Source organism: Methylomonas sp. ZR1, from assembly GCF_013141865.1.
GTDB lineage: Bacteria > Pseudomonadota > Gammaproteobacteria > Methylococcales > Methylomonadaceae > Methylomonas.
On the sequence record NZ_RCST01000001.1, the window covers coordinates 3,830,748 to 3,843,488 of the forward strand.

The 12,741-nt window shown below is 48.1% G+C and carries 9 protein-coding genes; 5 read left to right on the plus strand and 4 right to left on the minus strand.

The genetic code is table 11. The annotated features are described in order from the left end of the window. Positions 1 to 81: 81 nt before the first annotated feature. On the plus strand, positions 82 to 1,608 hold the full coding sequence (locus tag DDY07_RS17410; RefSeq protein WP_171696801.1) for a GGDEF domain-containing protein: 1,527 nt from the start codon (positions 82 to 84) through the stop codon (positions 1,606 to 1,608). A 13-nt stretch (positions 1,609 to 1,621) separates the two neighbouring features. Further along, the gene (locus tag DDY07_RS17415; protein WP_171696802.1) at positions 1,622 to 2,932 is read left to right on the plus strand and encodes a GGDEF domain-containing protein; all 1,311 of its coding nucleotides are present in this window, start codon (positions 1,622 to 1,624) and stop codon (positions 2,930 to 2,932) included. Positions 2,933 to 3,058: 126 nt separating this feature from the next. Here DDY07_RS17415 and DDY07_RS17420 read toward each other — a convergent pair whose 3' ends face one another. Together DDY07_RS17420 and DDY07_RS17425 are read right to left on the minus strand one after the other, a co-directional pair. Next, positions 3,059 to 3,745, minus strand: a complete 687-nt coding sequence (locus DDY07_RS17420; RefSeq protein ID WP_171696803.1) for a hypothetical protein — start codon at positions 3,743 to 3,745, stop codon at positions 3,059 to 3,061. Between the two features lie 238 nt (positions 3,746 to 3,983). Beyond that, positions 3,984 to 5,684, minus strand: a complete 1,701-nt coding sequence (locus tag DDY07_RS17425; protein WP_171696804.1) for an exo-beta-1,3-glucanase — start codon at positions 5,682 to 5,684, stop codon at positions 3,984 to 3,986. Positions 5,685 to 5,939: 255 nt separating this feature from the next. On the opposite strand from DDY07_RS17425, the gene DDY07_RS17430 reads away from it, so the two are divergent. Continuing rightward, positions 5,940 to 7,670, plus strand: coding sequence for a multicopper oxidase domain-containing protein (locus tag DDY07_RS17430; RefSeq protein ID WP_171696805.1), 1,731 nt, complete (start codon positions 5,940 to 5,942; stop codon positions 7,668 to 7,670). Positions 7,671 to 8,123: 453 nt separating this feature from the next. Continuing rightward, positions 8,124 to 10,760, plus strand: a complete 2,637-nt coding sequence (locus tag DDY07_RS17435; protein WP_101051457.1) for a UPF0182 family protein — start codon at positions 8,124 to 8,126, stop codon at positions 10,758 to 10,760. Positions 10,761 to 10,795: 35 nt separating this feature from the next. Here DDY07_RS17435 and DDY07_RS17440 read toward each other — a convergent pair whose 3' ends face one another. Continuing rightward, positions 10,796 to 11,233, minus strand: coding sequence for an Rsd/AlgQ family anti-sigma factor (locus DDY07_RS17440; protein ID WP_171697824.1), 438 nt, complete (start codon positions 11,231 to 11,233; stop codon positions 10,796 to 10,798). A 109-nt stretch (positions 11,234 to 11,342) separates the two neighbouring features. Here DDY07_RS17440 and DDY07_RS17445 point away from each other — a divergent pair, with 109 nt between their 5' ends. After that, positions 11,343 to 12,164: a hypothetical protein gene (locus tag DDY07_RS17445; protein WP_171696806.1), complete on the plus strand. Its 822-nt coding sequence runs from the start codon at positions 11,343 to 11,345 to the stop codon at positions 12,162 to 12,164. Positions 12,165 to 12,238: 74 nt separating this feature from the next. Here DDY07_RS17445 and DDY07_RS17450 read toward each other — a convergent pair whose 3' ends face one another. Beyond that, positions 12,239 to 12,721 (minus strand): hypothetical protein, encoded by a 483-nt coding sequence (locus DDY07_RS17450; RefSeq protein ID WP_253734528.1) that lies wholly within the window; start codon positions 12,719 to 12,721, stop codon positions 12,239 to 12,241. Between the last annotated feature and the right edge of the window lie 20 nt (positions 12,722 to 12,741).

Below are 12,741 nucleotides of genomic sequence, written 5' to 3' on the forward strand. Positions count from 1 at the left end.
GCTGATTGTAGGATATTCTTCACAAATTCAACGATAGTCTATAATCAAGCGACTAAGAATTTAAGAATTAGGGCACGTTTCATGGTTTTTTTTAAAAACAAGGATGAGGGTCCGGACAGGTGGAAGGAAAAATACCTCAAGCTGTTGGACGACCAGGAACACACTGAAAAACAATACAAAGCCAACGAAGAGTTGTTGTGCAAAACTATCGTCCGTTTTGCGCTGGCCGTTAAAGGCCTAAACCGGCAACTTGATCCTCACTTAAACCGTATTCGCAATTTATTAAAAAGCGGCCTGCAAAGTCAGCAATTGCAGAAAGAGCTATCGGCTTTTTCTAATGCGCTGATAATGCTGGAAGAATCGCCTGAGCCTACTCTCATCGACGCTTCATTGCTGTTCGAGTTTCTTGGCAAACAATATCCCCAACACTCGGATCAGCTTGATGAGATTCGCGAAAAATACGAAAACCGCCTGTTCAGTAACAATCAGACCTTTTATCTGGCACTGTTGGAGCTTATAGAGGGCAACAAGCCGCTTGCCAACATGGACTTGGCCTTGGAGCTAACCGGAGCGGATGCTAAAGCCATCAATATTCAACTGGTTCGTTTGTTGGACAATGCGGAAATTCCGTTGGTTTTTGCCGAAGACGCCGAAAAGATCAAAAACCGGCTGCATGCCGATCAAGCCTTAGGGCCTATTTTTGACGATACGGTTGCATTGCTGTTGGCGATAAAAAAACATTTGGAATCCGAACAGCAGGAGATGGCGGCATTTTTGTCGAAATTGACCGAGCAATTAACCGAATTAGGTGTAAAAGCGACCGGTGTTAACGCCGCCAACGAAATAAGGGTTAAAAAGCGCAATCTGCTGGATCAAGCGGTATCCGAGCAAATTATGGAGCTACGCGAAAAGTCCGAGAACGCGACGCAACTTGAGCCGCTGAAGCAAATTGTCAGCAGTCGATTAACCACTATCACGCAACAGATCCAAGCACACAATCTCCAGGAACAGCAGGAACGCGATAAAACCCAACGGGACATGCAGATCCTGTCACAAAGGTTGCGGGAAATGGAGTCCGAGTCCTCTGAGTTGCGCTCGAAACTGGATCTGGCCCAACATCGCGCGACCCGCGATCCGTTGACTAATCTGCCCAATCGGTTGGCGTTCGAGGATCGATTGGCGGATGAGATGGCGCGTTGCCGACGGCATAAATCGCCGATGACACTAATGGTTTGGGACGTGGATCTGTTTAAGAGCATCAACGACACTTACGGCCATAAAAGCGGGGATAAGGCCCTGATTGTGATAGCCGAATTATTACTCAAACACTGCCGAGAAACCGATTTCGTGGCGCGTTTCGGCGGCGAGGAGTTTGTGATGATATTACCCGGCGCTGATGCCAAATCCGCCTTGGTGATCGCGGAAAAGCTTCGAAAAACCTTGGAAAACAGTAGCTTCAATGCCAATGGCAACAAAGTGTCGATCACCTTATCCTGCGGAATGAGCCAATTTATCGATGGCGACACTAACGAATCGATTTTCAATCGAGCCGACTCAGGTTTGTACCGCGCCAAACAAACCGGCCGTAACCGCTGCGTTGTCGTGTAACCAAGTCTGATTCATGGCAACTGCTAACCCTTATTCCGCACCACTCGATAACGAAAAGTTTTTATACAAGCTCGTTATTCAGCTGCTGATTTTTTGCCAAGGCAGCCACAAGTTGTTGGAGCCCCATCTTCTGGCAATAGGTGCAAAGTTGCGCAGCGGCGCTAATGCGCAGGAATTACTGCCTGAGTTGCAAGCGGTTTCCAAAACTTTGTTACACATTTCCAAACAAGCCAAGCAGAATGTGAGCGTCGGGGAAGACGATGCTACTGAGTCACAACACAACTATTTGCTGGAGCGTTTAGATGAACTGCTTGGCGAAACTGAGGTGCCTTTACGTTTTCAGCAACAGACGTCACTATTAAAGCAACGGGTCAGAGCTAATCTCAGCGAGGATTCGTATAAGAAAGTCATCGACTCAGCGATTACATTGTTGCTGAACATCAAGGATTACAGCGCCTCCGAGCAGAAAGGTATCGATGTATTTCTCGGCGATTTAAGCGAGAGGCTGGACGAGCTCGGACAAGACGTAGAAACCGCTGGACAAGCTAATCGCGCATTGATTGATGATCGCGAGATTATGAACACCGAAATTCACAGGCAAGTCGGTAATCTAAAGGACTCGACACAGGCGGCTGAAGAACTCGATTTGCTGAAGAACCAGACAGCCGAGCATCTTGATCGTTTGCTGGAGCGGTTACTTGAGCATAAACAAATAGAAGATGAAAGGCAGCGGGATGCGCAAGAAAAAATTGAGTCAATGACGCAAAAATTACAGGAGCTGGAAACTGAGACCGAGACCCTGCGCGTCAAACTTAAAATAGAGCACGACAAAGCCCTGAGCGATTCCTTGACCGGATTGCCGAATCGTCTGGCGTATAACAATCGTGCGGAAATGGAATTGAAACGTTGGAAGCGTTATAAAGCGCCGCTAGCGCTGATCATTTGGGATATTGATTTTTTCAAGCAAATCAATGACACCTACGGCCACAAGTCCGGCGATAAAACCCTGGCTTTGGTGGCTCAGCTATTGTTGAACAACTGCCGGGAAACGGACTTCGTCGCCCGTTACGGCGGCGAGGAATTTGTCATGCTGATGCCCAACACTAGTGCGCTTCAGGCGCTGGAAATGGCGGAAAACACCCGCAAGATGATTAAAAGCTGCGGATTTAATTCTAACGGCGAAAATATCAATCTAACTCTGAGTTGCGGTATCAGTGAGTTTATAGACGGCGACATGCATGACGATGTGTTCGTGCGGGCCGATCAGGCGCTCTATCAGTCCAAACAAGGTGGGCGCAATCGCTGTACGGTGTTCGAACGATAATCTTTACGAGTCCCCACTTTTTTGGCGGCTCTTTTAGAACACTGGCTATCTAGCGCAAAAAGTTAGTTTTTTAGCATCGCCTCTACAAACGCGCTCCCCACAACTGAGCAATCTGTTCGCTTACTCTCAGCCAAATAAAAATGGATAGCTAACCGATCTGAACGGTGTATTGGCTGTTAGGCAACGGTCGAATATGCCGATTGCCTCATCGCAGGAGATGATTTCCTGCTGACTGTCCAGGATATAGTGGGCTAAATTAAGGATACATTTCCAGTGGCGGCGATTGTCGATAAAGCGAAAAGCCTGAAGCAACAATTCCTGCATTTTCTCTTCCCGCTGACTTTTTGACGCGATGAAGTGATCCAGGTAACTGAGCGCCTTTTCCAGATCGCTGCAGCCGCCGTAGTTATGTAAGGCATTGAAACTTATTAGATTGATATTAAAAACTTCGTCATCGCGAATGGACACGTATTTGGCTTCCGCCAAAGGCCCAACCAATAAGTTGACAACATCCGCTTCGTAAGCGCGTTGACAGGCGTGCTGCTGCTTATCGTCGGATAAGTCGTTAAAGCTTTCCACGACAGCAATCGGCAAGTTTTGGATTAAGTTGCCGTCTACGACTTTCGCAAAAAAATCGTCGTAAGCATTAACAGGCCGTTTGACATGTATTTCAAAAAATACCGGAGGTAATTGTTTTTGGCGATTGCCAAGATGGATAGCCGCGGCATGACCGGCTTCATGAAAAGCTGTGCGCCAATTGAGTTCGTTAGGGTGCACGAAAGTTGACGTAGTTGAATAGTAGTTTCGTTCCATAGACAGCAACCTCATCCAGAAAAAAGATGCGGCCCAAGGGCCGCATTGAGGAAGGATATTAAAACTCTTTACCCTTTAGGAGAGGGAGCGCATACATAAGAGTTGCATACAGTCTAATGCTGGAAGCGCGTTTTGAAAATGTGACAAATTGACGCGCGGCAAACTGTCACTCGATATAACAACGACTTTTCGGGTTGAAAAAACAGGTATTACGGCGTCATACCCATTAACGTAAAACTTAAGCGTCCTGTTTACTGCGATGCTTAGTCCAGAACGGCAAGGACAGCATAAGCAAACAAGCCAGCCAGCCAAGCAACTGTTGGTTATACAAGGTGTAGCTCAGCGCAAAGGGCAAACCTTCTGAAAAGCCTGGGTGAGCTTGAATGAAATCCCGGCCATCCATAAAGGCTTTGACCTCTCCCAGTATTAGCGCGATGGCGCCAAAACTCAGTAAATAAGCCAAGAACCGATCACGGCGGCTTTGCAAGTTCCCGCCAATTAGACTGTCAAACGCCAAAACTCGGCCATTGAATTTATGCTCCTTTAGCCATAGGCAAGCAATCAAACCGATCACCCCAATAGCCGGAATGGCAAACTGCTCGATCGGAAAGCTCAAATAGCGCCCATTCATAGCCAGTCCGTAAGTTTTATAAAGTGCCAACAATATGAAGACTAGATAACCGGCTCTTAAGCTATTGGCCAACTTAATACTGCCTGGTTTATCAATCAAAATATCGCTGCCACGTTCAAGCAGCAGCGCGCCGAGAATCGTATTCGCGATCACCAAGGCTACGGTATAAAGCCTTTGCCAAGTGCTGTAACTGGTGTACCAGAGAAAATCGGCCAATGTCACCAGGCAAACGCTGAAGACTTGCGCCAGGGTGAAAAACGCCAACATGCGGATCAGCGAAACTTGCTCCAGCTTTTTGGAATACCTCGCGATTGCCAACAGCCAGATCAGCGTGGCGACGGCAAAGCGGATCGGCCAATTGGGTGCTTCGTTGACCGGGCCGGTCAACGGGAATACTGGTTCGCGGTCCGCCGAGAACAAGCCCCAGTTGGCCCCCACCACGCCTTCCAGTTCACTTTTCCAGGGTTGGTTAAAGGCTTCGACAATGTTGTAATCAAAGCCGTGGCGATTGGCGACCTGGATCATGCCGCGAATGAATGTGGCTTCGTTGACGACACCAGGAATGGCCATGCCGCGCTGTCTGCCGGCGCTGGGCCAACCGGACTCACCTATCAATATAGGTTTGCCGGGCGCAATGCCACGGGCTTCGTCTTCTACCTGTTTGACAATTTTTTCCAGATGCTGCGAGGCATTCTCCACCGAAATGGGTTCATCCTCCCAATAAGGCAGGATGTGAATGGTGATGAAGTCCACTTCGTTGATCAGTTTGGGGTACTTCATATACATCGACCAGACGTCCGCATAAGACACGGGTTGCTTGACCGCTTTCTTCACCTCGCGGATATAACCTATCAGCCGGTCAACATCCATGTCGCCGCGCAATAACACTTCGTTGCCGACAATCACTCGTTTCACCACGTCGGGGTTTTCATTGGCCGATTTGATCAACGCATTAACTTCATTACTGTTGTCTTTGTACCCGTAACCAAGCCAGGCGCCCTGGATCATTTTCAATCCGTGTTTGCGAGCTAACCCCGGAGTGGGTTGTTGGCCGCCGAGACTGGAGTAAGTGCGGATGCTTTCCGTTTTGTCTGCCAGCAGACGCAAGTCTTCATCGATATGTTCCGGCAATGGGAATTTTTCTTCCAGCGGACTAAAGCCCTCCCGAAACGGTGCGAAGGAGAGGCTCATCAACTTGCCGGAGGGCACGTCCGTGCCGGCGTCTTGCGGCTGATTGTTCAACCAGGCGAAACTGCCGTGAACTAAAAAAATGAAAATCAAACAAAGCAATACTCTGATGCTGGGCATAATCTGACTGAGGGGTCTGTTGCAAAAATGACGCGGATTGACTGGCAATAATCGCTCGTCATGGAATTATAAGGCATTAGCCGCATTCCCGAATTACATCGTTTGGCAGCTAAGTAATAACGGTCAGGATTGTCGCGAGTTCATTAAATATTTACTGTACTTTACCCATGGGTTCTGGTTACAGTATCTGGCTTTTCTGATATTCGGAAACCTTATTAAGGCTTCCGTCAATTCGTCTGTTTTATGAGGTTTTGTATGCATAAAAAGGTTATCCCCATTCTATGTGGCGCCATGCTGCTTCCGGCGTCGCAATGGGCTGTGGCGGCGGTAGACAAACTACCGGCGACCAATAGCGTCAAGATGGGTGCGGCAGAGGAAGTTTGTTCCGAATTTACCGATGCCAAGTGGCGTGATGCGCAAGTGATCGACGGAGTCGAAATACAAGAATCACGGATGTGTAACCCCGATAATCCTGCTGAAATCGCTGCTTTTGTTAAAGGCACCAATAATATTTCAATGTCTACCTTAATGGAGACACAGCTCGCCGCTGATGCCATCACACTCGGCGAAGATATGGACGGCGACGGCGACCCCGACCACTATATTATTAAGCTGGAAATTGCCGAATTGAACGGCCATTCTCCGGACATGAAAGACCCCACCACCACCTTTGACATTGCCCCCGGCATTCAACCGACTTTCTGGGTATACGCGCCGAAAACGCGCGATATGTCTACATTGAGCTTGTACGAGCCGGTGGCCAATCCTTTATTGCGCGCGCCATCGCCAACTATCCGGGTCGAACAAGGCGATATTGTGTGGTTGGTGCTGGAAAACAGCCATTACTTTCCGCACTCAATCCACTTGCATGGCGTAGATCATCCTTACATGGATCATAGCGGCGAAGGCAACGATGGTGTCGGTCAAACCGGCCAGATGGATGTTTTGCCCGGCCAGAGCAAAACTTATGTAATCAAACCGCGCCAACCCGGCACTATGTATTACCACTGTCACGTACAGCCACACACTCATATTCCGATGGGTTTGCAAGGCATGTTTGTGGTCGAGGAAAATCGCCCCAACAACTGGGTACAGGTTTTCAACGTCGGCAACGGACAGGTTCGCCATCCATCGGTAGCGGTCAAAGAAAAATATGCGGCCGAGTACGATCTGCACTATCAATCGGTTGATAAGGAATTGCATGAAATGGTGCGATCCGCCAATGATCCGCGGATTATTGCCCGGCGGATGAATCAGGAATATGACATTACTGATGCTAGCCCCGATTATTTCATGCTGAATGGTCGTTCATTCCCTTACACATTGAGGGAATCGCTGATCTTGATGGAAGAAAATAAAAAGGTGAAGCTGCGGATATTGAACGGTCACGAGGAAGCCTTTGCGATGCATATTCATGGTCATAAGCCTATGGTGACGCATTACGATGGTGTCGATAACGGCCCGAATTCATATATCAAACGCGACGTACATGGCATGGTACCCGCCCAGCGTATCGATCTGGAATTAAGCGGTGTTGACGATGGCTTGAACAGTTTTGGTCAAGGCGTCTGGATGTTTCACGACCACGTCGAGAAATCCTTCACTACTAACGGTATCGGCGAGGGCGGCGACATCAGTTTGGTGGTGTACAAAGGTTTTTCCGACGAGAAAGGCATCCCCAAAGTCCATGGTATGAGCCTAGCGCCTTACTTCACCAGAGAATTCTGGCAGGGTAAATATCCAGCCTGGCAGGATTACGATGCCTGGAAGAGCTTAGGTTTGCCGGATATCAGTAATAAAAAGCAAGTAGCTTTTGTGCCGCCACCGCCTCCCCCGCTGAATACGGGCGACGCCGCTGCGAAAGCGGAAGCAGCCGGAAATCAGCCGTCTTTTATTGGGCAATTGCTGTATGGCTTGATACTAGGCGGTTTGAGTTATGTCGGCTTTGCCAATCGCCAGCGGATCATGGCGATGTTCAAAAAGTAAGCGCTAACTGCTCTGCGTCAGACCAACGCCGCTGTCGAGCTAAAGCCTCGGCAGCGGCGTTTTGCTATAGGCTCGCGTGTAACTCCGCATCGTGTCCTGAGTGATGCAAAGCAATCTTGTATTGTTATGACCAAAGCGAATTGCGCGCAATCCTGCGCCATCTAAAATCCGGCAAAAATTTGCGACCTACTGCCGTTGACGTCAGTTGGCAAGCAGCCCTTCCTGTCATTTGACGGAGGCAATCAGCTATTTCGTAGCGCATTGAACTCGCCTCTTTTCGCCGCGACAAACAACTCGGTAATCCAGCCAACAACCAGACAATATGCCGGACAATCACAATCCGGATTTGGGTGTTAGAATGCTCAGCCATTGATGTTAAGGGGACATTGCCGACCATAGTTTGGCGGCGTGTTCCGCAAGTAGGCGCTCGGATATCTAAGAAAAGAGGAAATTATGCGTAACTGGAAACTGTTGCCGGCGATCACTTTAGCGACCCTCGCAACTGCTATTGTGCTATATGTCGCGTTCTACTTCGTGTTTCTCGATTTTTTCGTGGATTTATGGTGGTTCCGTTCGCTGGAATTCGAAGCTTACTTTTGGTTGAAATTACTCTACCGATTTATTTTCTCCGGTGCGGTTACTGCGTTTTTCTTTGCTGTTTTTTTATTTCACTTCTGGATTGCCTCTCGCTACCTGGGCCTGAACCCGCCCGATGAAATATTGATGGACGATTCCAAGCGTCGGCGTTTTCAACGCTTTGCCGATGTGTTCATGAGTGGTTCGGCTCGTATCTATACTCCCATTTCACTGCTACTCGCCGTAGTGATTGCTGTGCCGTTCTATTTGCAATGGGAGCAGGCGCTGCTGTTTTTCTTCGGCAGCGCATCGGGCATCGTCGATCCGGTATATGGCAACGACGTCAGCTTCTACATGTTTTCCTATCCGATTTACATGCTGATTCAGAAGGAGTTGTTAACCACAGCGGTTATTGTGTTTTTGGCGACCGGCGTGCTGTATTGGATGGAGCATGAATTTGTCCCCAATCAAAGCAAGGAATTTCCACTGGGTGCGAAGATCCATTTGACGGTGCTGTTTGCATTCGTAGTGCTGTTTGTGGTCTGGGGATTTTTACTGGAACGCTTCGCCTTGTTATATTCCGGGGGTAACGAACCGGTGTTTTTTGGCCCCGGCTTTGTCGAATTGCGTTACAAGTTGCCTATGATTTGGCTTGAAGTCTTGTTCTTTTTGGCGATTGCCATATCGGTAGTTTTTTACGCGCTGTCGGAGAGACATCGTAGTAAAACGCCTATTATCGTTGCCTCGTTGGGTTTTTTGGCTGTTTGGGGCCTGCAAGGCTCTCACACCCTACCGGAGTTGATTGAAAAATTCATCGTCAAGCCTAATTTTACCCGCACCGAAGGTGATTCGATTCGGCATAACATTGACGCCACCATGGCGGCATTCGATTTAAACAATATTAAAACCGTCGATTTTCAGGTCAATCTGGACGCCACCAAAGATATAGAAGCCTGGTCGACCAAAAAACATTTCGAAAACATTCCGGTTTGGGATCGCGAATTTCTGATCGACAGCTATATGCAGTTACAAGGCATTCGGCCTTATTATGGCTTTCCGACTGTCGATGAAGACCGTTATTTTATTAACGGACATCATCAACAAGTCAATCTGGCAGCCCGTGAAGTCAATATCGATAAATTGCCCAAGGAGGCGCAAAACTGGGAAAACACCCATTTGCGCTACACCCATGGCTACGGCGCGGTCATATCTCCAGCCGCTCAGGATGCCGGCATTCCTATCGTTTGGTACTTGCGCGATTTGAACATGACTTCGGATGTTGGGTTTTCCGTGAAGTACCCCGACATTTATTACGGCCAGGAAAAATATCGCTACGCGATCGTACCGAACAACTTGGCTGTGACCGATATTTCCGGCTCTGCGCCAGGCGAATCGCTGGATTATCAGGGTATCTCCGGCATACCGATTCCGTCGCTGTTCAGAAAAATGTTGTTCGCGTTTTACCTGAAAGACGAAAAAATATTCTTCTCTCCCAACATATCCGCGCAAAGCAAGTTACTTCTGCGTCGCAATATCGACGAGCGAATTACCGCGCTGACGCCGTTTTTACACCTGGATAAAGATCCGTATTTGGTTGTTGACAAGGATCGCTTCTACTGGATACAGGACGCCTATACCTTATCCAATTATTACCCGGTCTCCAAACCGGCAGCTGACGATTATCTGGACGGCCAGCACAAGTTCAATTACATCCGTAATTCGGTCAAAATTGTGGTCGATGCCTATGACGGTAGCGTCGATTACTATATTTCCGACCCAAAAGATCCGATCATCAACGCTTACAACCGCGCGTATCCCGGCGTTTTCAAAAATTTGCGGGAAATGCCCGACGAGCTAATGCAGCATCTGCGTTATCCGCGCGACTTGTACTATATGCAAATGAAAATTTACGCTAAATATCATCAAAACAGCCCGGAGTTGTTTTATGAACAGGCGGAAACCTGGCAGTTCGCCTCCGTGGATGGACAGCCGGTATTACCGTATTTCATTACGATGGACTTTGATCGTTGCAACGATTTGGAGGAGTTTGTGATGATTAATCCGATGACCCCGATCCATAGGGACAATTTAAGCATGGTGGGCATTGCCGGCACAGTTGACGAAAAAAGCTGCGACCACAGTTACAAGCCGGGTATCACTATTTTCAAATTCCCTAAGGCCGTGCAGGTTAACGGACCTTCGCAAGTCAATGCGCTGATCGATCAAAACCCGGAAATCGCCTCGCAGTTTACCCTATGGAATCAACAAGGCTCGGAAGTTAAAAAAGGCCGGATGGTGATATTGACGATGGGTAATTCGATTTTATATGTACAGCCTATTTATATGCTGGCGACCAAAACCAAGATGCCTGAGCTGGCGCGGGTAATTGTTTCGATAGGCAATCAGGTGGTGATGGACAAAACCTTGCAGGCGGCCTTCAGTCGTTTGAAGGATTTGTTTATTAAAGGCGCAGCTGGGCCTGTTTCAGGCGTTTCGGCAGCTGAAAGCAAATAGGCTATTCGGAGCTTTTCAGGGGCAATATCTGCGCATCAATGCAGCAGCATGGAGCACAGCCGGTCTTCCAGCTCCATGCGTTCCGCCAGCCGTTCGCCAAGCATGGATAAATCCTGAGCCAGATTCGCGGTATTAAATTTACGCCTGCCATCGTCGTAAGTGTCGCTAAAAGTAACAGCCGACGCGGTAGTGCTGGAAAATGCCGGATATATCTTTTCCGCGTGAGACAACGCTGAACTTTGATGCTGCTTCTCAGCAATTAGATGCTCGTAGATGCTGAAGTGCCCAAACGATACGTAATCTATCAGCAGTTGCGAAAACTCAGACAACATTGGCCTGATTGCGTTCTCGCTGGAGAATGGCTTCATTTCGGCGAGTTGACAATACAAAGCCCAGACGGCAGAGCGCTCCTCCTGCAATGCTGTCACCAAGTGCAAGTTATTTGAACTGGTGTTGTTAGCTACGGAATTCATTTCAGTCACGGCACGTCTCCCTTTGAAAATTGACGAATCTTAAATTTATGTGAATTATCATGAATATTCAACAATTGATTAAAATATAAGGGAATTTTTCTTAAAAACTGTGATTGACTTTGCACCATCAACTTTTATCTTTGTCGCATTGCCCTGTGAGGCCAAACCGTTAATTCAGGCATGGCGACTAAAAAAACTACCACAAAAGCAGCCCTTTGCGATTTACAAAAACGCCGACATCGTTTTGGTGATTAGCGGTGTAGGCAAAATCGCCATGGCTGGCGCGGTGGCTTATACGCTGGCGCATTTTCCCGAGGCAACCCAACCTATCCTGCTCAATTTCGGCATCGCCGGACATCGCCACCAGGCGCTAGGCAGTTGCTTTTTGGCCGATAAAATCACCGACGCCGAAACCCAACGCCGTTTTTATCCGCAACTGGCTTTCGATGCCCCGTGCCCCACCCTGCCGCTAATTACTTTATCCCGAGCCGACGTCGAGTACAACGACGAGAATCTGCGCGATATGGAGGCTGCGGCGTTTTACGAAATAGCCGTTAAATTCAGTTCCAGCGAATTGATTCACTGTTTAAAAGTGGTTTCGGATAATGCCGAATCGGCACTGGAGAAAATCAATGAGGAGTTGGTGGTGGCTTGGGTGCAGGCGCGTATTGCTGACGTCGAAGGTATGATCGCCGTGCTGACTACACTCAGAGGATCGCTACCAACATTGGAAAGTGAGCTATACAAACAGCTGCTTGAACAGTTTCATTTCACGGCGACCAACGCCGCTAAATTGCACACACTGGTGAATCGTTGGCAAGCATTAAACCACGCGACCATGCTCAATTTAGCTGGGACAAAATTTGAAAATGCGAGGGCGTTATTAGCTTGGTTGGAAACCCAGCTAGAGAAGCATCAGTATTATTTGTAACTATTGCAGGAGTGGTGACGAACGCGGGGGAATGAAAAAATACGGGGTGCCCCGAAAGACACCCCGGGACAGAATTACAGCATTTTTTTCAATTCTTGGACACCTTCTTTGCCGGTAGCCAAATGTTCTTTGGCTTCTTGCAAGTTAGCGGCTTTAGCAGAAGTAATAGCTGCTTTCAAATGGCCTCTGGCTTTATCTGCATATCTAGCAACTTTGTCGTTTGCGTTGAGTTCTTTGATAAAATCAGCCGCTTTTTTGATCAAATCGACAACGGCATCACCTTCGGCACCATTGTTGATTGCTGTCTCGGCAGCTGTAATGCGCGCTACAACCTCATTGATTACATCGGTAGGTTTGTAAGCAGTTCTACCTGGATCAGATTCAGCAACGGCAGCTGTTGAAAAAGAACCCATGGCAGCAGCTAAAGAGAACGCGATAACAGCACTTTTTAAAATTTTCATGTATTGAACCTCACAGTTATTTTTATAAGAACATATAGCTGCTAACCCAACCGCTTTAACCACTACATGTTGGGCCGGGATAATAGCACAGTTCATTCTGTTTGCTAGCCTGTTTA